The organism is Streptomyces sp. NPDC033174, from assembly GCF_055577795.1.
The window spans coordinates 1,273,762-1,294,394 of sequence record NZ_JBVIPQ010000001.1 but is presented as its reverse complement, the minus strand read 5'-3'; the positions used below and the strand labels follow the sequence as shown (position 1 = coordinate 1,294,394).

At 70.5% G+C, this 20,633-nt stretch carries 18 protein-coding genes; 12 read left to right on the top strand and 6 right to left on the bottom strand.

The features are described 5' to 3' along the window. Nucleotides 1–143 precede the first annotated feature (143 nt). The 3 genes from ACZ5VC_RS05880 to ACZ5VC_RS05870 all read left to right on the top strand — a co-directional run bounded on the left by ACZ5VC_RS05880 (nucleotide 144) and on the right by ACZ5VC_RS05870 (nucleotide 3,866). Nucleotides 144–1,928 (top strand): DEAD/DEAH box helicase, encoded by a 1,785-nt coding sequence (locus tag ACZ5VC_RS05880; RefSeq protein ID WP_469118822.1) that lies wholly within the window; start codon nucleotides 144–146, stop codon nucleotides 1,926–1,928. 384 nt (nucleotides 1,929–2,312) lie between these two features. Beyond that, nucleotides 2,313–2,957 carry an IclR family transcriptional regulator gene (locus ACZ5VC_RS05875; protein WP_468710854.1) on the top strand — a complete coding sequence of 215 codons (645 nt, stop codon included), beginning with the start codon at nucleotides 2,313–2,315 and terminating at the stop codon, nucleotides 2,955–2,957. A 120-nt stretch (nucleotides 2,958–3,077) separates the two neighbouring features. Further along, nucleotides 3,078–3,866, top strand: a complete 789-nt coding sequence (locus ACZ5VC_RS05870) for a YlbL family protein (RefSeq protein WP_469118821.1) — start codon at nucleotides 3,078–3,080, stop codon at nucleotides 3,864–3,866. A gap of 60 nt (nucleotides 3,867–3,926) precedes the next feature. On the opposite strand, the gene ACZ5VC_RS05865 is transcribed toward ACZ5VC_RS05870, so the two are convergent. Next, nucleotides 3,927–4,406, bottom strand: coding sequence for an Lrp/AsnC family transcriptional regulator (locus ACZ5VC_RS05865; RefSeq protein WP_469118820.1), 480 nt, complete (start codon nucleotides 4,404–4,406; stop codon nucleotides 3,927–3,929). 121 nt (nucleotides 4,407–4,527) lie between these two features. Here ACZ5VC_RS05865 and hppD point away from each other — a divergent pair, with 121 nt between their 5' ends. Further along, a complete protein-coding gene (gene hppD / locus ACZ5VC_RS05860) occupies nucleotides 4,528–5,673 on the top strand; it encodes a 4-hydroxyphenylpyruvate dioxygenase (RefSeq protein ID WP_468710851.1) in 1,146 nt (381 codons plus the stop codon). Between the two features lie 212 nt (nucleotides 5,674–5,885). Here hppD and ACZ5VC_RS05855 read toward each other — a convergent pair whose 3' ends face one another. Continuing rightward, nucleotides 5,886–7,409, bottom strand: coding sequence for a tetratricopeptide repeat protein (locus tag ACZ5VC_RS05855; protein ID WP_469118819.1), 1,524 nt, complete (start codon nucleotides 7,407–7,409; stop codon nucleotides 5,886–5,888). A gap of 109 nt (nucleotides 7,410–7,518) precedes the next feature. On the opposite strand from ACZ5VC_RS05855, the gene ACZ5VC_RS05850 reads away from it, so the two are divergent. Beyond that, nucleotides 7,519–8,898, top strand: a complete 1,380-nt coding sequence (locus tag ACZ5VC_RS05850) for an FAD-binding oxidoreductase (protein ID WP_469118818.1) — start codon at nucleotides 7,519–7,521, stop codon at nucleotides 8,896–8,898. Between the two features lie 26 nt (nucleotides 8,899–8,924). Here ACZ5VC_RS05850 and ACZ5VC_RS05845 read toward each other — a convergent pair whose 3' ends face one another. Then, complete coding sequence (locus ACZ5VC_RS05845; protein ID WP_469118817.1) at nucleotides 8,925–9,404, bottom strand: SsgA family sporulation/cell division regulator; 480 nt, start codon at nucleotides 9,402–9,404, stop codon at nucleotides 8,925–8,927. Between the two features lie 356 nt (nucleotides 9,405–9,760). Between ACZ5VC_RS05845 and ACZ5VC_RS05840 the strand changes: the two genes are divergently transcribed. Together ACZ5VC_RS05840 and ACZ5VC_RS05835 are read left to right on the top strand one after the other, a co-directional pair. Then, a complete protein-coding gene (locus ACZ5VC_RS05840) occupies nucleotides 9,761–11,221 on the top strand; it encodes an RDD family protein (protein WP_469118816.1) in 1,461 nt (486 codons plus the stop codon). A 100-nt stretch (nucleotides 11,222–11,321) separates the two neighbouring features. After that, entirely contained in the window at nucleotides 11,322–12,077 is a 756-nt protein-coding gene (locus ACZ5VC_RS05835) for an RDD family protein (protein ID WP_469118815.1), read from the top strand. Here ACZ5VC_RS05835 and ACZ5VC_RS05830 read toward each other — a convergent pair. Beyond that, nucleotides 12,063–12,407, bottom strand: a complete 345-nt coding sequence (locus ACZ5VC_RS05830; protein WP_469118814.1) for a hypothetical protein — start codon at nucleotides 12,405–12,407, stop codon at nucleotides 12,063–12,065. The genes ACZ5VC_RS05835 and ACZ5VC_RS05830 overlap by 15 nt on opposite strands. Before the next feature lie 383 nt (nucleotides 12,408–12,790). On the opposite strand from ACZ5VC_RS05830, the gene ACZ5VC_RS05825 reads away from it, so the two are divergent. Then, entirely contained in the window at nucleotides 12,791–15,229 is a 2,439-nt protein-coding gene (locus ACZ5VC_RS05825; RefSeq protein WP_469118813.1) for an immune inhibitor A domain-containing protein, read from the top strand. A 123-nt stretch (nucleotides 15,230–15,352) separates the two neighbouring features. Beyond that, complete coding sequence (locus ACZ5VC_RS05820; protein ID WP_469118812.1) at nucleotides 15,353–15,655, top strand: hypothetical protein; 303 nt, start codon at nucleotides 15,353–15,355, stop codon at nucleotides 15,653–15,655. A 27-nt stretch (nucleotides 15,656–15,682) separates the two neighbouring features. On the opposite strand, the gene ACZ5VC_RS05815 is transcribed toward ACZ5VC_RS05820, so the two are convergent. Together ACZ5VC_RS05815 and ACZ5VC_RS05810 are read right to left on the bottom strand one after the other, a co-directional pair. Next, nucleotides 15,683–16,270: an isochorismatase family protein gene (locus ACZ5VC_RS05815; RefSeq protein WP_469118811.1), complete on the bottom strand. Its 588-nt coding sequence runs from the start codon at nucleotides 16,268–16,270 to the stop codon at nucleotides 15,683–15,685. A gap of 211 nt (nucleotides 16,271–16,481) precedes the next feature. Continuing rightward, the gene (locus ACZ5VC_RS05810) at nucleotides 16,482–17,810 is read right to left on the bottom strand and encodes a nicotinate phosphoribosyltransferase (RefSeq protein ID WP_469118810.1); all 1,329 of its coding nucleotides are present in this window, start codon (nucleotides 17,808–17,810) and stop codon (nucleotides 16,482–16,484) included. Nucleotides 17,811–17,901: 91 nt separating this feature from the next. Between ACZ5VC_RS05810 and clpS the strand changes: the two genes are divergently transcribed. From clpS to ACZ5VC_RS05795, 3 genes are all read left to right on the top strand, one after another. Next, nucleotides 17,902–18,207 (top strand): ATP-dependent Clp protease adapter ClpS, encoded by a 306-nt coding sequence (gene clpS / locus ACZ5VC_RS05805; protein ID WP_468710836.1) that lies wholly within the window; start codon nucleotides 17,902–17,904, stop codon nucleotides 18,205–18,207. Then, a complete protein-coding gene (locus ACZ5VC_RS05800) occupies nucleotides 18,207–18,785 on the top strand; it encodes a DUF2017 domain-containing protein (RefSeq protein ID WP_469118809.1) in 579 nt (192 codons plus the stop codon). The genes clpS and ACZ5VC_RS05800 overlap by 1 nt, the downstream gene beginning before the upstream one ends. Before the next feature lie 402 nt (nucleotides 18,786–19,187). Next, nucleotides 19,188–20,615, top strand: coding sequence for an amino acid permease (locus ACZ5VC_RS05795; RefSeq protein ID WP_468710833.1), 1,428 nt, complete (start codon nucleotides 19,188–19,190; stop codon nucleotides 20,613–20,615). Nucleotides 20,616–20,633: the final 18 nt, after the last annotated feature.

The following is a 20,633-nucleotide window of genomic DNA, read 5'->3' as shown; positions in this document are numbered from 1 at the left end:
GTCCGGGACGTACCGCGGCGGCTGTGAGCCAGGTCTCAACGGCCGCCGTCCCGGCCCCGTTCCGGCGGGAGGCGGGAGTCCCCCCGGTAGGGTGGCCCGGTTGTCGTACGTAAGCAGTACCCACGAGAGCCGAATCGGAGACCGTGACTACTACCGCCTCCCATCACCTCTCACCCGCCTTCCCCGGCCGCGCCCCCTGGGGCACCGCCAACAAGCTGCGCGCCTGGCAGCAGGGCGCCATGGAGAAGTACATCCAGGAGCAGCCGCGTGACTTCCTCGCGGTCGCAACCCCCGGCGCCGGCAAGACCACCTTCGCGCTGACCCTCGCGTCCTGGCTGCTGCACCACCACGTGGTGCAGCAGATCACCGTCGTCGCGCCCACCGAGCACCTCAAGAAGCAGTGGGCCGCGGCCGCCGCGCGCATAGGGATCAAGCTGGACCCGGACTACAGCGCCGGGCCGCTGAGCAAGGAGTACCACGGCGTCGCCCTGACCTACGCCGGCGTCGGCGTGCGCCCCATGCTGCACCGCAACCGCTGCGAGCAGCGCAAGACGCTCGTCATCCTCGACGAGATCCACCACGCCGGTGACTCCAAGTCCTGGGGTGAGGCGTGCCTGGAGGCCTTCGACCCGGCGACCCGCCGCCTCGCGCTCACCGGTACGCCCTTCCGGTCGGACACGAATCCGATCCCCTTCGTGACCTATGAAGAGGGGAACGACGGAATCCGGCGCTCCTCCGCCGACTACACCTACGGCTACGGGAACGCGCTGGGCGACGGCGTCGTCCGGCCCGTGATCTTCCTCAGCTACAGCGGCAACATGCGCTGGCGCACCAAGGCCGGTGACGAGATCGCCGCCCGCCTGGGCGAGCCGATGACCAAGGACGCCATCTCGCAGGCCTGGCGGACGGCGCTCGACCCGCGCGGCGACTGGATGCCGAACGTGCTGCGCGCCGCCGACCAGCGGCTGACGGAGGTACGCAAGTCCATCCCGGACGCCGGTGGCCTCGTCATCGCCTCCGACCAGGAATCGGCCCGCGCTTACGCCAAGCTGATCCGCGAGATCACCGGCACCGGCGCGACGCTCGTGCTGTCGGACGAGGCGGAGGCGTCCAAGCGGATCGACGAGTTCAGCGAGAACGAGGACCGCTGGATGGTCGCCGTCCGCATGGTCTCCGAGGGCGTCGACGTGCCCCGCCTCGCCGTCGGCGTCTACGCGACCACGATCTCCACGCCCCTCTTCTTCGCCCAGGCCGTCGGCCGCTTCGTGCGATCCCGCAGGCGCGGCGAGACCGCGTCCGTGTTCCTTCCTACGATTCCCAATCTTCTCGGCTTCGCCAACGAGATGGAGGTCGAGCGCGACCACGTCCTCGACAAGCCGAAGAAGGACGGGGACGAGGACCCGTACGCCGAGTCCGAGAAGGAGATGGACGAGGCGAACAAGGAGCAGGACGAGGACACCGGCGAACAGGACATGCTGCCCTTCGAGGCGCTGGAGTCCGACGCGGTCTTCGACCGGGTGCTCTACGACGGCGCCGAGTTCGGCATGCAGGCCCACCCGGGCAGCGAGGAGGAGCAGGACTACCTCGGCATTCCCGGGCTCCTCGAACCCGACCAGGTGCAGCTCCTGCTCCAGAAGCGGCAGGCCCGGCAGATCGCGCACAGCCGCAAGAAGCCCGACGAGGAGGCCGATCTCCTGGAGCTGCCGGCCGAGCGGCGACCGGTCGTCTCCCACAAGGAGCTCCTCGAACTGCGCAAGCAGCTGAACACCATGGTCGGCGCGTACGTCCACCAGAGCGGCAAGCCGCACGGCGTGATCCACACCGAGCTCCGCCGGGTGTGCGGCGGCCCGCCGAGCGCGGAGGCGACGGCCGGACAGATCCGGGAGCGGATCAAGAAGGTGCAGGAGTGGGCCACCCGAATGCGGTGAGCGCCTGGGCGCGGCCGCGGTGCGCCCGGGCCGCGCTCGCCGGGGCGGCCAAAGCGCCAAAAGGCCTTGACTCGGCGCCGTGACTCCGCACCCCGTCGGCCCAGGGACAAAGTTCGTCCTGACCTCCAAAGTCCCGCGTCCTCGCGGATTGGTTACCGAACGGGCAGTAAGTACCCGGCGGCGCCCGGATTCTGGACGAGGGCTTCCGCTGAGCGGAGCCGGTCGCTACTGTCCCCGCAATGCATACGCCCCGTGGCAGCGCCGCCGCGGAGCGCAGCCGGTGTGCCATGGCCTGCCGGCGGCCTCTCCGTGCGTCGCCGCTGGGACCGGTGTCGTAGCCCCGCGAGAGTGTCCGCCGTTACTCACTCCGAAGGAGAGGGCGTCGTGACAGCGGAGACTTCCCAGACGCTCGACCGGGGACTGCGTGTCCTCAAACTGCTCGCCGACACCGACCACGGCCTGACGGTCACCGAGTTGTCCAACAAACTCGGTGTCAACCGGACCGTCGTCTACCGTCTGCTCGCCACGCTCGAACAGCACGCCCTCGTCCGCCGTGACCTGGGCGGCCGCGCCCGAGTCGGGCTCGGCGTGCTCAGACTCGGCCGCCAGGTCCATCCGCTCGTACGCGAAGCGGCGCTGCCCGCGCTCCGCTCGCTCGCGGAGGACATAGGCGCCACCGCCCACCTCACCCTGGTCGACGGGGCAGAGGCGCTCGCCGTCGCGGTCGTCGAACCGACCTGGACCGACTACCACGTGGCGTACCGGGCCGGCTTCCGTCACCCCCTGGACCGGGGCGCCGCCGGCCGGGCGATACTCGCCGCCCGTCAGGCCGGCGGGCAGACCGACCCGGGCTTCACCCTCACCCACGGCGAACTGGAGGCGGGCGCCAGTGGCGCCGCCGCGCCGCTCGTCGGAGTGACCGGGATCGAGGGAAGCGTCGGTGTCGTGATGCTGGCGGACGCGGTTCCCGAACGCGTCGGGCCTCGTGTCCTGGACGCGGCCCGCGAGGTCGCGGACGCCCTGAGGTAGCGGCAGACAGGCGGCGCCGCGCGGAAGACGGAACGCGGGAGGAACGCGGGACGGAACGGGGAGGCGCGGGGGACGGCGGGTGCCGCGAGGGCCCCGGGAGCGGGCCGATAGATTGGCCGGGTGTTCTCCAGCCTCTCGCGCGGCCGCGCGCTCGCCCTGTGCGCCCTGCCCGTCGCCGCGCTCTTCGCCGTCGTCGGGTTCGCGCCGCTGCCGTACTCCGTCGCGCAGCCCGGTCCGACCGCGGACGTCCTCGGGGCCGACGAGGGCACGCCGGTGATCACGATCTCCGGGGCGCCCACCCGGCCGACCACCGGCCAGCTGCGGATGACAACCATCGTGGCGACCGGGCCCTCCGTGGACATCGATCTCGGCGATGTGGTCGACGGCTGGTTCAAGACCGATCGTGCCGTGCTGCCGCGCGACTCCGTCTACCCCTCCGGGGAGTCGGAGGAGGAGATCTCCCGGCACAACCTGGACCAGATGACGCAGTCGCAGGACGCGGCCGTCGCCGCCGCGCTCCGCTATCTGGACATGGACCCGAAGAAGGTGAAGGTCTCCCTCCACCTCGCGGACATCGGTGGCCCCAGCGCCGGGTTCCTCTTCTCTCTCGGGATCATCGACAAGCTGGACGGGGACGGCGCGGGCCGGGATCTGACCGGGGGGAAGAACATCGCCGGTACGGGGACGATCGAGGCGGACGGGACCGTCGGAGCCGTCGGCGGGGTGTCCCTGAAGACCCAGGCCGCTGGACGGGACGGGGCGACAGTCTTCCTCGTACCGAAGGCGGAGTGCGCGGACGCGCAGTCGGAGCTGCCCAAGGGGATGCGGCTGATCCCGGTCACCACCCTCAAGGACGCCATCGTGTCCCTGCGCGCCCTCGACAAGGGCGGCCCGGTCCCCAGCTGCTGACGGCCCCGGTCACCCGCCCCCGCCCTCCGCGCTCACCGCCCAACGCCCAACGCCCTGCGCTCATCGCAGCGGCTGGTCCTCCGCCGCCTGTTCCACCAGCGGGATGATCCGCAGGGGTACGGGGTTTTCCATGACGATCGCCGTGGAGGCCCGCACGATGCCCTCGAAGCCGACCACCCGGTCGATCACCCGCTGGAGGTCGGCGTTGGAGCGGGCCACCAGGCGGCAGAGCATGTCCCCGTGGCCCGTGGTGGTGTGGAGCTCCAGTACCTCGGGGACGCCCGACAGGTGCGCGCGGACGTCGGCTCCCTGGCCCTGCTTGATCTCCAGCGTCGCGAAGGCGGTGACCGGATAGCCGAGGGCCGCCGGGTCGACCTGGGGGCCGAAGCCGCGGATGACGCCGTTCGACTGAAGCCGGTCGAGCCGCGCCTGGACCGTGCCGCGGGCCACTCCGAGACGGCGCGAGGCCTCCAGTACGCCGATGCGGGGCTCACGGGCGAGGAGCACGATGAGCCGGCCGTCCAGATGATCGATCGCCATCAAGGCCTCCCGATGGTCATCCTGTACAGATAGTCCGCCTATCCTCCCACTCTGCTGGTCAGATTGACCAGTGGAAGTACGAACTATTGCGCAGCTTGCCGATCGGAGAGAGTCTGCCGCCATGACTGAGACCCTCCACACCACCCCCGAAACCGCCCGGCAGGCAGACCCCTTCCCGGTGAAGGGAATGGACGCGGTCGTCTTCGCCGTCGGCAATGCCAAGCAGGCCGCGCACTACTACTCCACGGCCTTCGGCATGAAGCTCGTCGCCTACTCCGGACCGGAGAACGGCAGCCGCGAGACCGCGAGTTACGTCCTGACGAACGGCGCCGCCCGCTTCGTGTTCACCTCCGTCATCAAGGTGGCCACGGAGTGGGGCCGGTTCCTCACCGACCACGTCGCCGAGCACGGTGACGGCGTCGTGGACCTCGCCATCGAGGTGCCGGACGCGCGTGCCGCCTACGCGTACGCCGTCGAGCACGGCGCCCGAGGGATCACCGAGCCGTACGAGGTCAAGGACGAGAACGGCACGGTCGTGCTGGCCGCGATCGCCACGTACGGCAAGACCCGCCACACGCTCGTCGAGCGCTCCGGCTACGACGGCCCGTACCTGCCCGGGTACGTCGCCGCCTCCCCGATCGTGGAGCCGCCGGCCAAGCGCACCTTCCAGGCCATCGACCACTGCGTGGGCAACGTCGAGCTCGGAAAGATGAACGAGTGGGTGGCCTTCTACAACAAGGTCATGGGCTTCACGAACATGAAGGAGTTCGTGGGCGACGACATCGCCACCGAGTACTCGGCGCTGATGTCGAAGGTGGTCGCGGACGGCACCCTGAAGGTGAAGTTCCCGATCAACGAGCCGGCGATCGCGAAGAAGAAGTCGCAGATCGACGAGTACCTGGAGTTCTACGGCGGTGCGGGCGTCCAGCACATCGCGCTGGCCACGAACGACATCGTCGCGACGGTCCGCTCGATGCGGGCGGCGGGTGTGCAGTTCCTGGACACCCCCGACTCGTACTACGACACGCTCGGCGAGTGGGCGGGCGAGACGCGCGTCCCCGTGGAGACGCTGCGGGAGCTGAAGATCCTCGTCGACCGTGACGAGGACGGCTACCTGCTGCAGATCTTCACCAAGCCGGTCCAGGACCGCCCGACCGTCTTCTTCGAGATGATCGAGCGCCACGGCTCGATGGGCTTCGGAAAGGGCAACTTCAAGGCCCTGTTCGAGGCGATCGAGCGCGAGCAGGAGAAGCGCGGCAACCTCTGACGCGCACCGGCCGGGGGCCTGGGCCCGTACGGGTTCCGGGCCCCGGCCCCACCGGCTCCCCGGCTCCCCCGGCCCCATCCGCTCGTCCCGGTCCCGGCCCGGCTCGCGCCCGCTCGCCTCAGCCCCGACGCGTCCCGCCGCCCCCGGCGCTCCCCGTGCCCGGGCCGCCGGGTTCTCCTGTGTCCATGGGCGCCGGGACGGGAGCGCCGGCGTCAGCGAGCCGGTTTCCAGGTGGGCGCGGGCTTCCACGGGGAGGACGACGGCTGCCTCTGAGGCGTCCGCGGTCGACCGCCTCTGGCAGGGGTCCAGGCGCTCTCCTCCCGAGAGGCCTTGTCGCGTTTCGACGAGGACCGCCGCGGAAACATCTGGCGCGGACCGCCCTCCGGCGGCTCGCCAATGGCGTCCAGCGACTCCTCGGCCTTCGGCGCCAGCAGCGGCGAGAACTTCGGGTTGATCCGCAGCGCCTCCGTCAGATGGCGGCGCGCCGGCCCGTAGTCGCCCAGGGCCCGCTCGATCTCGCCCTGGTGGTACGTGAACAGCGCACTGCGCACCCCCGTCTCCAGCGCCCTCTTCGCGTAGTCCAGCGCCTCCACGGGCTCGCCCGCCCGGTAGAGCGCCCACGCCAGCGCGTCCGCCACCTCCACCGACCGGTGCGCCCGCGACCACTCGGCGCGCAGCCGTACCACCGCCGCCTCGGGGTCCCCGTGGTCCGCCTCGAAGCGGCCGAGGACCACGGCCTCGTTCACCCCGTTGGTGGACGCCTCCGCCGCCCGCGCGCGCATCGCGGCGTACTGCGTCCTCGCGTCCCCGTCGAGGCCCAGCGACTCGTACAACTCGCCCGCCTCCAGGGCGTACTCGGGCAGCGGCAGCTTGGACAGCGCCACCTGGTAGTCCCGGAACGCCTCGCCCGTCCGCTCCAGGGCGGCCAGTGCCCGCGCCCGACCGGCCAGCGACGGCGCGTGATCCGGCGAGACCCGCAGCGCCGCGTCGTACTCGGCGATCGCCTCTTCCGGCTCGCCCCGCTCCCACGCCAGCTCACCGAGCCGGTGCAGACACATCGCCTTCTCCTGCGGCGTGCGGGCCCGCGCCGCCGCCTCGGCCGCCGTCGCCGCCGCGTCCTCGCGCCAGCCGCGCGCCCAGTACATCCGGGCCGTTCGGATCAGCACCGGCGTCCCCGAGTGCAGCTTCTGGAGACGGTCCAGCGCCTTCTGGGCCGACTTGAGATCCCCCATGCCGGTGTACGCGTCGATCAGCACGGGGTACGCCGACCAGCGCCTCGGCCGCTGCTCGCGCACCCCCTCGCCCCAGTTCCGCGCCGCCACGTAGTCCCCTCGCGCCGCGGCGAGCACCCCCAGCCCGACCTGCGCCTCGACGTTGCCCCGGTTCACCGGGAGCGCCGCGACCGACCGCCGCAGCGCCTGTTCGGCCCGCCGGTAGGCCACCGCCTCCCCGGCACGGGTGGCCCGTTCCGTGTACGCGGCCCCCAGTACGGCCCATGACTCGTCGTCATCCGGGTGCTCGCGCAGCCACTTCCGGCGCTCGCCGATGAGCGCGGACAGTTCCGGCAGCGACGCCTGCGAGCCGGCGGTGACCGCGGTGAGGGCCCGCGCGGCCGGACCGGGAGCCGGCGGCGGTTCCTTCTCCGCCCTCCCGGGCACGCACAGCAGAGCCGCCCCCACCAGCACGGCGCCCACTCCCGAGGCCAGCACCGTCCTTGTGACCGTTTCCGTCTTCATGGCGCTCACTGTGCGCCAGTACGAAGAGCACACGAGGGCCACACTCCGCCCGGCGAAGCGGATCGGCGGACGGGTTCACACCGATGGCCCCGAGTGCCACGCTGGGTTCATGGACGATCTTCTGGCGCAGCTCCACGAACGGCTCCGCGCGGGCCTTCCGGCCGAGGCCCTGATCACCGACCCGGACGTCACCGTTTCCTACGCCAACGACATGGCGAGCTTCTGCCCGGCGGGCACTCCCGCCGTCGTGGTCCTGCCCCGGACGGTCGAGCAGGTCCAGCACGTGATGCGCACCGCGACCGCGCTGCGCGTCCCGGTCGTCCCGCAGGGCGCCCGCACCGGTCTGTCCGGCGCCGCCAACGCGTCCGACGGCTGCATCGTCCTGTCCCTGGTCAAGATGGACCGCATCCTGGAAATCAGCCCGGTCGACCGGATCGCCGTCGTCGAACCCGGAGTCATCAACGCCGTCCTCTCCCGGGCCGTCGGCGAACAGGGCCTCTACTACCCGCCGGACCCCTCCAGCTGGGAGATGTGCACGATCGGCGGGAACATCGGCACCGCCTCGGGCGGCCTGTGCTGCGTCAAGTACGGCGTCACCGCCGAGTACGTCCTCGGGCTGGACGTCGTCCTGGCCGACGGCCGTCTGATGTCCACCGGCCGCCGCACCGCCAAGGGTGTCGCCGGCTACGACCTGACCAGGCTCTTCGTCGGGTCGGAAGGCAGTCTGGGCATCGTTGTCAGAGCGGTCCTGGCGTTGCGGCCGAAACCCCCGCGGCAGTTGGTCCTGGCCGCGGAGTTCCCGTCCGCGGCCGCCGCCTGCGACGCCGTCTGCGCGATCATGGAGCGCGGCCACACGCCCTCACTCCTGGAGATCATGGACCGCACGACCGTCCGTGCCGTCAACCAACTCGCCCACATGGGCCTTCCGGACGCGACGGAGGCCCTCCTGCTCGCCGCCTTCGACACCCCGGACCCGACCGCCGACCTGGCCGCCGTCGGTGAGCTGTGCACGGCGTACGGAGCCACTCGGGTCGTCCCGGCCGACGATGCCGCCGAATCCGAACTGCTGCTCCAGGCCCGGCGGTTGTCACTCACCGCGCTGGAGGCCCTGAAGCCCGCGACGATGATCGACGACGTGTGCGTACCGCGCTCCCGGCTCGCCGCGATGATCGACGGCACCGCCGCCATCGCCGAGAAGTACGACCTCACCATCGGTGTCTGCGCCCACGCGGGCGACGGCAACACGCATCCCGTCGTCTGCTTCGACCACGCCGACCCCGACGAATCGCGCCGGGCCCGCGAGTCGTTCGACGAGATCATGGCGCTGGGCCTGGAACTCGGCGGCACGATCACCGGTGAGCACGGCGTCGGCACCCTGAAGAAGGAGTGGCTTGCGCGCGAACTGGGACCGGTGGCGCTGGAGTTGCAGCGAGGCATCAAACAGACCTTCGACCCGCTGGGCATCCTCAACCCGGGAAAGCTGTTCTGAGATTCACGAGAACCGGCGCCCGCGCCTCACGCCTCACCCTCCTGCGACTCGTCCGACGGCCACGGGTCGCTCAGCCACAGATCGTCGGCGGCCGTCGGCGCCAGCAGCCGGGCCAGGCCGTCGTCGATCCCGAGCCGGTCCGACTCGGTGCCCGGCGGCACCGCGCGCAGCGTCCGCTCCAGCCACGCCGAGACCTGCGTGGCGGATGCCTCCAGGAGTGCGTCGCCGTCGGGGGAGGAGAGCGCCATCAGGACGACCCCCGCTCCGTCGACCTTGCTGGGCCAGATCCGTACGTCCCCGTGCCCGCACGCTCTGAAGACCCCTTCGGCGAGCAGTTCGCGGGCGAAGGTCCAGTTCACGGGGTGCTGGGAGCCGATGTGGAACGTGATGTGCACGGCGTAGGGGTCGGCCGTCCGGTAGGAGAGCAGGGCCGGAACGGGGATGCTGCGCTCCGGTGAGAGCACCAGCCTCAGTTCCAGTTCGCGCTCCACCACGGTGTGCTCCATGCGAGCCTTCCTCTCCAGTACGGGGCCCCGGAGCGGGCCCGTACTCAGGAAGAGCGGGCTGCACGCCGGTTATGACGCGACTTGCGCAAAGTTTTTTCGCCCGTTTTCCCCGGCATCACCGGCCCACACCACCGAACTGTCGTGCGGGTGTCACACCCCGGGCCGCACCTCGGTGTCCGGCCTTCGCGCGGGCGCCAAACCTCACCCCCGACCTTCACGCTTCGCTTCCGCGCCCCCGGTTCTGTCGCTCATACGCGGTCTTTCTGCGGCTCTCCTTGTTGCCTGGCCCGGGTTCTTCGTTACTGTCCTCCTTGGCCCGGCGGAGACGCATCGCGTGAGTGAACGGAGTTGGGGCAGTGGCTACGCCTCCTGGTGACGGCGGGAACGTACCCCGGGAGGGGTACTACCCGGACCCGTCCATCCCCGGATATGTCCGGTACTGGAACGGAGCCGCCTGGGTCCCCGGGACGAGCCGGCCCGAACCGAAGAGCGGAGAGGCGATGCCTCTGCCGCCGACCTCCTCGTTCCCCGCGCCTGCCGGGGGGCCCGCGCTCGCCCCGGTGCCCGTCCCGCCCCCTGCCGCCGTCGAGGAGACGGGACCGGTGTTCCTGGACGAGGACCCGGTCACCGAGGCGCGTCAGGAGCCGGCGTCCGCCTGGCAGGCCGACGCCTCTCGCCAGACCGGCTTCGGCGGCGACCGCGACCGCAAGGTGTCGTGGGGGAGCACGTCCGACGGGCAGGGGTCCACGGACCCCCGCCCGGACCCGCGCCGGCCCGCCCAGCCCCGGACCCCGGCGACCGACCCGAAGCCGGCCGACCCGACGGGCGGCGCGCTGCCCGGCGTACGGCAGGTGGAGGCGCGCCCCGGGAGCGAGCCGCCGAAGGACCGCACGGTCACCATCCGCGCGACCCCTCCGCAGCAGCCCCTGCCGGAGCAGGCCGAGGGCACGATGACGATCCGCGCGCTCGGCGCCCCGGCGCCTCAGGCCCCGGCTTCTCAGGCCCCCCCGGCTCAACCCCCTGCTGCTCAACCCCCGGCGGCCCAGGCGTCCGCGGCGCCCCAGGCGGCCCAGCCGCCGCGCGCCCCGCAGCCGACGCAGGCCCCGCAGAGTCCCCAGGTGCCCGCGCAGCCCCAGTCGGCGGAGACGCGGACGCCCCTCGCGCAGGGCCCCGGTGGCGGTGCGGCGTCCTGGGCCCAACAGGTGCACCAGCTCGCCCGGCCGGAGCCGGCCCCGCTTCCCCACCAGCAGCCGTCGCAGCAGCCGCAGCAGCCGGTCGTCCCCTGGAAGCCGCCAGTCGAGGACCCCTTCCTCAAGGCCGCCCGGGCACAGGCCGCCGCCCGTCCCGCCCCACTCGGCAAGCGTCTGCTGGCCCGGCTCATCGACACCCTCGTCCTCGGCGCGGTCGCCGGAGCCGTCTCCCTGCCGTTCGTCACCAAGGCCCTCGACCACATCGACGGGAAGATCGAGGAGGCCAAGCAGTCGGGTGAGACCGTCACCGTCTGGCTGCTCGACTCCACCACCGCCGTCAACTTCGGCATCGCCCTCGGCGCCCTGCTCGTCCTCGGCGTGCTGTACGAAGCGCTGCCCACCGCCAAGTGGGGCCGCACCCTGGGCAAGAAGCTCTGCGGGCTCGACGTGCGGGACATCGAGGCGCTGGAGCCGCCGTCCTTCGGCGCGGCGCTGCGCCGCTGGCTCGTCTACAGCGTGCTGGGACTTCTGGTGGTCGGTGTCGTCAATGTCCTGTGGTGCCTGTTCGACCGGCCGTGGCGCCAGTGCTGGCACGACAAGGCCGCGCGCACCTTCGTGGCGGGGTAGCGTTCCGGGCCGCGTCGTCTCCCGCACGTCCGCTCGCAGGGGTCCCCCGAACGGCATATGAGCCGTTGCGGGGCCCTGCCCGTCGGGATGCACTGCCCCCATGAGCAACGACCAGCCGACGCCAGGCCAGCCGCCCGAGGACGATCCGTTCCTCAAGAAGCCGCAGGAACCCCCGCCGCCGTCGGCGGGTCCGCCGCAGGGGCCCCCGGGAGGTCCGCCCCCGGGAGGTCCGCCCCCGGGAGGGCCTCCCCCCGAAGAGCCCCCTCCGGGAGGCCCCCCGCCCCCCGGCTCCCCGTACGGCTCTCCGTACGACAACGCTCCGCCTCCCCCGTACGGCGGCTATGGCCCCGGCGGCTACGGCGGGACCGATCCGCTCTCCGGGATGCCCCCGCTCGCCGACACCGGCCGGCGCGTCCTGGCCCGCATCATCGACTGGCTGATCATCGCCATCCCGCTGGCGCTCATCGGTATCCCGTTCGACATCTACGACCGGGCGACGGACAACACCGACGACTTCGGTGACGCCATCAGCCAGTACAACGGCGGCAGTCAGCTGGTGTTCCAGCTCATCACGATCGTGGCGTACGTGGCCTACGACACCGTGATGACCGCGCGGAACGGCCAGACCGTGGGCAAGAAGCTGATGAAACTGCGCGTCGCGATGCTCAACGACGGTTCCACCCCGCCGATGAACGCCTCTCTGGTCCGCGCGCTCGTGCTGTGGCTGCCGGCACTGATCTGCTGCGCCTGTCTGTGGCCCCTGCTCATCCTGATCCTCATCCTCGTCGACAAGCCCTACAAGCAGGGTCTGCACGACAAGGCGGCCAAGACGGTGGTGGTGTCAACGACGCAGTGAGTGCTCGCTCATACGGGTGTCGGCACCCGCGGCCGCATGGGCCCGGGTGGCCGGCACCCGGCTTTCCGGCCCCTCGCCAGAGGCGGAGGCGGCGGACGAGGCGGGCGGGGCGGCGGCGTGGGCCGGTGCGGTACGGGCCGGGTGCGCCGCCTTCCTGCCGGCGGGAACCGGCACGGTCATCGCGACCAGAAGTCCCAGGAGAAGAGCGGCGACGCCGATGACCGCGATCCCCACACCCGTCGTGGTGCGGGAGAGCAGAAGCATGGCGACGGTCGAGAAGACGACGGTGGCCGAACCGTAGGCGAGCTGTGCGGCAGTCGGACGCGGCATGACGGTTTCCGTCCTCGGGGCATCGAATGGGGGTAACTCGCACCTGGGTCGCACTGTCAAGCGACTCTACGACGGTGAATGCCCGAGAGGAACCGCTAGTAAGCGTGACCTAACCCACGGTGCCGGAGCAAGGGGGGCGCATGGAGTCACTGAACCCGTCAACCCGACCGGCGGGTGCGCCCGTTGCGTGGTCGCACAGCCTGGGGGACCGTCCGGATATCGGAAGCGGGCTACTGCATAGTGCAGTTGGCCTGTTCAAGTCAAGGTCTGTCTTTTCTGTCGAAACTCCGGTCGAATGTCGTCACTTGTGACGCGCGACACCGCACGCGGACACCACCCCACCCTCGGTCCGTGGTCGCGGGCGCCGGGGAGGACAACATCAAGTGAGCAACAGACGACGGGCGATCAGAGCGTCCGCGGTCGTCGTGGCCCTTGCGGCCACCGCCGCGACGGCCTCGGCCTTCACCACCGCTCAGGCCGGAAATCGCGCTTCGGGGGCGGCCGCCATTGAGCGCCACGCTGCGGCGCCGGGCGTGAACCAGGACAAAACGACGGTCGACCACGACCTCGAAGGTCCCTTCAGCAAGCAGCAGGAAGCGCAGCGCAAGGCGGCCCTGGAGCAGGTGCTGGCCGGCGACGCGAAGGTCGAGCGCCGCGGCGGTTCCCAGGTCGTCAAGCTCGATGCCAAGAAGTACGTCGAGCTGGGCCGGGAGAAGACCGACAAGATCTTCACGATCCTGGTCGAGTTCGGCGACAAGGTCGACAACACGACGATGGTCGACCGCGCCGACGACGACACCACGGACCCGAAGCCCAAGTTCGGTGGTACGCCCGGCCCGCTGCACAACAAGATAGCCAAGCCCGACCGCGCGGTGGACAACTCCACCGCCTGGCAGGCGGACTACAACCGGCAGCACTTCCAGGACCTGTACTTCGGCACCGGCAAGGACAAGAAGGGCAAGCCGAAGCAGTCCCTGAAGACCTACTACGAGCGCACCTCGTCCGGCCGCTACTCGGTCGACGGCAACGTCGCCGACTGGGTCAAGGTCGACTACAACGAGGCCCGCTACGGCTCCAACTACTGCGGCAGCACCAACTGCGCCAACGTGTGGGACGCGGTCCGCGACGGTGTCACCGCCTGGGCCGCCGACCAGAAGGCCAAGGGCCGCACGGACGCCCAGATCAAGGCCGACATGGCCCAGTACGACCTGTGGGACCGCTACGACTTCGACGGCGACGGCAACTTCAACGAGCCCGACGGGTACATCGACCACTTCCAGCTCGTCCACGCGGGCGAGGACGAGTCGGCGGGCGGCGGCGACCAGGGCGGCGACGCGCTGTGGGCCCACCGCTGGTACGCGTACGGCACCGACGCGGGCAAGACCGGCCCGGCGAACAACCAGGCCGGCGGCACCCAGATCGGCAACACCGGCATCTGGGTCGGCGACTACACGATGCAGCCCGAGAACGGCGGCCTCGGTGTCTTCGCGCACGAGTACGGCCACGACCTGGGCCTGCCGGACCTGTACGACACCTCGGGCAAGAAGGGCGCCGAGAACTCGGTCGGCTTCTGGTCCCTGATGTCGGCCGGCTCCTGGCTCGGCACCGGCAAGGACTCGATCGGTGATCTGCCCGGCGACATGAACGCCTGGGACAAGCTGCAGCTCGGCTGGCTGAACTACACCAAGGTCGCCGACGGCCAGCGCTCGAAGAAGTCCACCCACAAGCTGGGTGTGGCCGAGTACAACACCAAGAACCCGCAGGCGCTCGTCGTCGAGCTGCCGAAGAAGGGCGTCACCACCGACGTCGTCGCCCCCGCCGAGGGTGCCACCCAGTGGTGGAGCGACATGGGTGACGACCTCAAGAACACCCTCACCCGCTCCGTCGACCTCACCGGCAAGTCCAAGGCCGAACTCGCGCTCAGCGGCTGGTGGGACATCGAGCTGGACTACGACTACCTCTACGCCGAGGTGTCGACGGACGGCGGCGCCAAGTGGACCGCGCTGGACGGCACCGCCGACGGCAAGGCCATCCCGAGGGACGCGAGCGGCACTCCGGCGCTGACCGACGTCTCGGGCGCCTACAAGAAGCTCGTCTACTCGCTGGACGCCTACGCGGGCAAGAAGTTCGACCTCCGCTTCCGCTACCAGACCGACGGCGGCGCGGGCGGCAAGGGCTTCGCGGCCGACGCCATCAGCATCACCGCCGACGGCGCCACCGTCTTCTCGGACAACGCCGAGGGCGGTGACAACGGCTGGACCGCGAAGGGCTTCTCGCGGATCGGCAAGGGCTTCACGAAGGAGTACGACCAGTACTACCTCGCGGAGAACCGGCAGTACGTGTCGTACGACGCGACCCTCAAGGTCGGCCCGTACAACTTCGGCTTCACCGGTGACAAGGCCAGCTGGGTCGAGCACTACCCGTACCAGAACGGTCTTCTCGTCTGGCTGTGGGACACCTCCCAGAAGGACAACAACACCGCCGTCCACCACGGCAAGGGTCTGATCCTTCCGATCGACGCCCACGCCAAGCCCATGAAGTGGACGAACGGCGCGCTGCTGCGCAACAAGATCCAGCCGTTCGACGCGCCGTTCAGCCGGTACGCCACGGACGGGTTCACGCTCCACAACGCGGGCGTTCCGCTGCGGATCAAGCCGCAGGCCGGCAACCCGGTCTTCGACGACCACAAGGGTGTCTACTGGTACGCCGAGAACCCGCAGGGCAGTGTTCAGGTAACTGACACCAACACCAAGATCGCGATCGTCAAGGAGCCGCGCGACGGCCAGACGATCACGGTTCAGGTCGGTCCCTCGACCAAGTAATTCGCATAATCGCAGGTCAAAGCATGATCGGCCGTCGCCCTCTAGCGGGCGGCGGCCGATCGTGTTTAGGTGCGTCTGACGAGAGTCTTATTGACACACCAACTCACGGGGGAGTGGTTCAGCATGCCCGGCGGAGGGTTTTGCAAGTTGCCGAACGGCAGTGTGGTCGTCGCGCTGAGCCTGCCCAGCCCGGCGCAGGACGGCGGTACGGCCCGCTATCTGGTCCATGCCGTCAACCGGTCCCGCGCCCTGACCAGGCTGCGGAACCTCGGGCTGCGGGCCGTCTATCTGCGGGGCAACGCCGAGCCCCCGACGCCGGACGAGATCACCGCCGTGCTCCACCACCCGGACGGCCTGCTCTGGCGCACGGCACCCGTCCGCGACGCGGAGCTCTGGCACCCCATACGCGCCCTGGGCAGACCCTGACCCGTCGGCCCGACCGCCGCACCGCCGCTAGACCACCGGCTTGCCGCTCAGCTCCACGCCGGCCTCGCGCAGCTCCTCCAGCGCCCGGTCCGTCGTCTCCTTCGCGACGCCCGCCGTCAGATCCAGCAGCACATGCGTGGTGAAGCCCTCCCGGGCGGCGTCCAGGGCCGTCGCGCGGACACAGTGGTCGGTGGCGATCCCCACCACGTCCACCTCGGTCACGTCCCGCTCCCGCAGCCACTGGGCGAGGGTCGCGCCGTTCTCGTCGGCGCCCTCGAAGCCGCTGTACGCCGCCTCGTACGCGCCCTTGTCGAAGACGGCGTCGATCGCGCCGCAGGCGACCGCCGGGGCGAAGTTCGGGTGGAAGCCGACGCCCTCCGTGCCGGCGACGCAGTGCACCGGCCAGGAGGACACGTAGTCGGGACGCTCGGAGAAGTGCTCACCCGGGTCTACGTGGTGGTCGCGGGTGGCGACCACATGCCGGTAGACGGCCCCGGCGGCCTCGCCCACCAGGTCCGTGATGGCGGCGGCGACGTCCGCGCCCCCCGCCACCGCGAGGCTGCCGCCCTCGCAGAAGTCGTTCTGAACGTCCACGACGATCAATGCGCGGTGCATGACGGGTGTCCTTCGGTGGGGGTGAGCGGTGGTCGGAGGATGACAACGAGCCTAGAGACTTCACGGTCGGTGCGGGAGGGGGCATGAGCCTGCTCCACACACGCATCCGCGCGTCCCCGTGTGTTCCGCGCGTCCCCGTGCGTTCCCGGGCGGCCGCGAGGTGCCCCGCGGCCGCGCCTGCCCCCGTCTGTCCGCCCTCGGGGCGCCCGCCTCAGATGTACTCGGTCGGGATCACCGGCTCGCCGCGCGACAGCTGGATCGCCGACAGCGGCAGCCCGGCCCGTACGGCTATGTGCCGCTCCCGCGCCGCGTCCAGCGGTTCGCGGGCCACGATCTCGCCGCCCTTGACCAGCTCCACCAGCAGCTGCCGGTCCGCGAGCTCGGTCGGGACCGGTCCGGTGCCGATGACCTCCGCCTCGGCCACGCCCTCCGCGTCCACCCGGCGGGCGGCCCACTTGCGGCCGCCGACGGACGCCTTGCCGCCCAGCGACTTCTTGGCCACCGGGTGAAGCGGGGCCTTGGGGTCGGCGGACTGGGCGCGGGCGACCAGCTTGTAGACCATCGAGCAGGTGGGGTGGCCGCTGCCGGTGACGAGCTGGGTGCCCACCCCGTAGGCGTCCACGGGGGCGGCGGCCAGCGAGGCGATGGCGTACTCGTCCAGGTCCGAGGTCACCACGATCCTGGTCTCGGTGGCGCCGAGCTCGTCGAGCTGCTGGCGCACCCGGTGGGCGACGAGCAGCAGGTCGCCCGAGTCGATGCGGACGGCTCCGAGGCCGGGCCCGGCGATCTCCACCGCGGTCCGCACGGCCTCGGCCACGTCGTAGGTGTCGACGAGCAGTGTCGTACCGCTGCCGAGGGAGTCGATCTGGGCCCGGAACGCGTCGCGCTCGCTGTCGTGCAGCAGGGTGAAGGCGTGGGCGGAGGTGCCGACGGTCGGAATGGAGTAGCGGAAGCCGGCGGCCAGGTCGGAGGTGGAGTCGAAGCCGCCGACGTACGCGGCGCGCGCGGACGCCACCGCGGCCAGCTCGTGGGTGCGCCGGGCGCCCATCTCGATGAGCCGCCGGCCGCCCGCCGCGGCGGACATCCGGGACGCGGCCGCGGCGATCGCCGAGTCGTGGTTGAGGATGGAGAGGACCACGGTCTCCAGGAGCACGCACTCGGCGAAGGAGCCCTCGACCCGCAGGAGGGGCGAGCCGGGGAAGTACACCTCGCCCTCGGGGTAGCCCCAGATGTCCCCGGTGAACCGGTAGGACGCGAGCCATTGGAGTGTCGGTTCGTCGACGATCCCGCGCTCGCGCAGGAAGCCCAGGACGCCCGCGTCGAAGCGGAAGTTCTCCACGGCGTCCAGCACGCGGCCGATGCCCGCCACGACGCCGTAGCGCCGCCCCTCGGGCAGCCGCCGGGTGAAGACCTCGAAGACGGAACGGCGGTCGGCCGTGCCGCCGCGCAGGGCCGCCTGGAGCATCGTCAGCTCGTACTGGTCGGTGAAGAGCGCTGTCGATGGCACGTCCACCGGCAGCCCGAGGTCCGCAGTGTTCATAGGCCGGATGCTACCCCGAATACTCGTCAGAGTGACGATTTCTAGGGGCCCGTTTGTGCGGGGGCCCTCCCTGGGTGGCAGCATGGGGTAAGTGAGTGTCGCACCGGTTGAGATCGAACGTCCGGAATCGGCGGAGGAGAGCCTCCCCGTCGTGGAACCCGACGTGCCCTGGGTGACGATCGTGCACAACGATCCGGTCAATCTGATGAGCTATGTGACCTACGTCTTCCAGGCGTACTTCGGCTACTCCAAGGACAAGGCACACAAACTGATGCTCGATGTGCACCACAAGGGCCGGGCGGTGGTCTCCAGCGGTAGCCGTGAGGAGATGGAGCGGGACGTGCAGGCGATGCACGGGTACGGGCTGTGGGCGACGATGTCGCAGGACCGCGGCTGATGGCCGGGAACTTCGAGGCGCTGCCGGGTGGCGGCGCCGCCGTCGCGCTCGACGAGGTCGAGATCTCCATCCTCCGCTCGCTGGCCGTCCAGCTCATGGAGCTGATCGGGCCCGGCGACGAGCCGGCCAAGGGCGAGGACCCGCTGGCCGCGCTGTTCGCCGAAGGGCCCAGTGAGCCGCCCTCCGACCCGGCGCTGGCCAGGCTGTTTCCGGACGCCTACGCGGACGACGACGAGGAACTGCGCGCGGCCGCCGCCGAGTTCCGGCGCTTCACCGAGAACGATCTGCGCGCCCGCAAGCGCGAGGACGCCCTCGCCGTCGTACGGAGCCTGGACGGGCTCTCCGCCGTGGGGGAGGGCGGGGCGATCCTCAAGCTGACCGCCGACGAGTCCCGTCAGTGGCTCGGCGCGCTCAACGACCTCCGGCTGACCATCGGCACCCGCCTGGAGGTCACGGACGAGGACGAGACCGGCGACCTCTACCGGCTGCCCGACTCCGATCCCCGCAAGCCGATGGTGATGGCCTACCTCTGGCTGGGCGCACTGCAGGAGACGCTCGTCGAAACGCTGATGCCCTGACGCCGGCCCCGGCGCTCACCTTGGCGCCGGACCGCGTGCTCCGACGCCGGCCCGGCGCGCACTCCGACCGGACCCGGCGAAGTCGCGACATGTGATCATCCGCCGATGTTCGCTCAACGGACACTCAAATCCGGATAACGATCCCGTCACCCAAGCGCCCTAGTTGGCCCGCCGATATTCCGTTTGTCCGGTTCTTATTGTGGTGTGCGTCACAATCGCCCGCATCGATCACTGTTTCCGTCGTGATAAATCTTCACGACCGCCCGGGGACGCCACCCATGTCCCCGGGGGCGCTTTGACCGGCTGACCGCCGGTAGCACTCCATCCGTATCCGGGGGGATCAGGACCTGATCCGCAGCCGCAGCAGTCGGCGCGGGTCAGCATGGAGAAAGGCGCACCACCATGACCTCAGTGCAGGTCGACAAGCAGCACGACGGCAATGAGGCCAGCGAGTCCGCCGGCGAGGGTTATCAGCGGGGCCTCGGCGCACGCCAGATCCAGATGATCGCGATCGGCGGCGCCATCGGCACCGGCCTCTTCCTCGGCGCGGGCAAGGCCATCGCGAAGGCCGGCCCGAGCCTCATCCTGGCCTACGCCATCGCAGGCCTGGTCATCTTCTTCATCATGCGGGCGCTGGGCGAACTGCTCATGTACCGCCCCGTGTCGGGCTCCTTCTCGGAGTACGCCCGTGAGTTCGTCGGCCCCTTCGCGGGGTTCGTCACCGGCTGGACGTACTGGCTCTTCTGGGTCGTCACCGGCATCACCGAGGTCACCGCGGCCGCCACGTACATGACGTACTGGTTCGACATCCCGCAATGGGTGTCCGCGCTGATCTTCACGGTCATCCTCTACGGCGCGAACCTGATCTCCGTGAAGCTCTTCGGTGAGCTCGAGTTCTGGTTCTCGATGGTCAAGGTCACCGCGATCATCGGCATGATCCTCATCTGCGCCGGCATCCTCACCATCGGCTTCTCCGACGCCGGGGACACCGCCTCCGTCACCCACCTGTGGGCCGACGGCGGCTTCTTCCCCAAGGGCATCGGCGGCACGCTGATGACCCTGCAGATCGTGATGTTCGCCTTCCTCGCGGTCGAGCTGGTCGGCGTCACCGCCGGCGAGTCCAAGGACCCCAAGACCGTCCTGCCCAAGGCCATCAACACCGTGCCGTGGCGGATCGCCGTCTTCTACGTCGGCGCGCTGATCATGATCCTGTCGGTCGTCCCGTGGACCTCCTTCCAGCCCGGCATCAGCCCCTTCGTGGCCGCCTTCGAGAAGATGGGCCTCGCCGCCGGCGCCGGCATCGTCAACTTCGTGGTGCTGACCGCGGCGCTGTCGTCCTGCAACTCCGGCATGTACTCCACCGGTCGCATGCTGCGTGACCTGGCGCTCAACAGCCAGGGCCCGAAGATCTTCACCAAGCTGACGAAGAGCGGCACCCCGCTCGTCGGCACCACCTTCTCGGCCCTGCTGATGCTCGTCGGCGTCTGGATCAACTACCAGTGGCCGGGCGAGGCGTTCAACTACGTCGTCTCCTTCGCGACGATCTCCGGCATGTGGGCCTGGATCATGATCCTGGTCTGCCAGATCCGCTACCGCGCCAAGGCCAACCGCGGCGAGCTGCCCGAGTCCGAGTTCAAGGCGCCCGGCGCCCCGTGGACCAGCTGGTTCGCCCTGCTGTTCATCGGCATGGTCATCGTGATGATGGGCATCGACAAGGACGCGCGGATCTCGCTGTACTGCGCGCCGCTGTGGGGCCTGATCCTCGGCGTCTCGTACCTGGTGCTGAAGTCCCGCAACCCGGAGGGCGCGGCCTTCGCCAAGCGCTCGTAGCGCCCGCTCCGTAGCCCC

Coding starts and splice junctions, on each gene's coding strand:
- ACZ5VC_RS05865 (WP_469118820.1), bottom strand. CDS start 4,406: ATGGCGATCGATCATCTGGACGGCCGGCTCATCGTGCTCCTCGCCCGT.
- hppD (WP_468710851.1), top strand. CDS start 4,528: ATGACTGAGACCCTCCACACCACCCCCGAAACCGCCCGGCAGGCAGAC.
- ACZ5VC_RS05855 (WP_469118819.1), bottom strand. CDS start 7,409: ATGAAGACGGAAACGGTCACAAGGACGGTGCTGGCCTCGGGAGTGGGC.
- ACZ5VC_RS05850 (WP_469118818.1), top strand. CDS start 7,519: ATGGACGATCTTCTGGCGCAGCTCCACGAACGGCTCCGCGCGGGCCTT.
- ACZ5VC_RS05845 (WP_469118817.1), bottom strand. CDS start 9,404: ATGGAGCACACCGTGGTGGAGCGCGAACTGGAACTGAGGCTGGTGCTC.
- ACZ5VC_RS05835 (WP_469118815.1), top strand. CDS start 11,322: ATGAGCAACGACCAGCCGACGCCAGGCCAGCCGCCCGAGGACGATCCG.
- ACZ5VC_RS05830 (WP_469118814.1), bottom strand. CDS start 12,407: ATGCCGCGTCCGACTGCCGCACAGCTCGCCTACGGTTCGGCCACCGTC.
- ACZ5VC_RS05820 (WP_469118812.1), top strand. CDS start 15,353: ATGCCCGGCGGAGGGTTTTGCAAGTTGCCGAACGGCAGTGTGGTCGTC.
- ACZ5VC_RS05815 (WP_469118811.1), bottom strand. CDS start 16,270: ATGCACCGCGCATTGATCGTCGTGGACGTTCAGAACGACTTCTGCGAG.
- ACZ5VC_RS05810 (WP_469118810.1), bottom strand. CDS start 17,810: ATGAACACTGCGGACCTCGGGCTGCCGGTGGACGTGCCATCGACAGCG.
- ACZ5VC_RS05800 (WP_469118809.1), top strand. CDS start 18,207: ATGGCCGGGAACTTCGAGGCGCTGCCGGGTGGCGGCGCCGCCGTCGCG.
- ACZ5VC_RS05795 (WP_468710833.1), top strand. CDS start 19,188: ATGACCTCAGTGCAGGTCGACAAGCAGCACGACGGCAATGAGGCCAGC.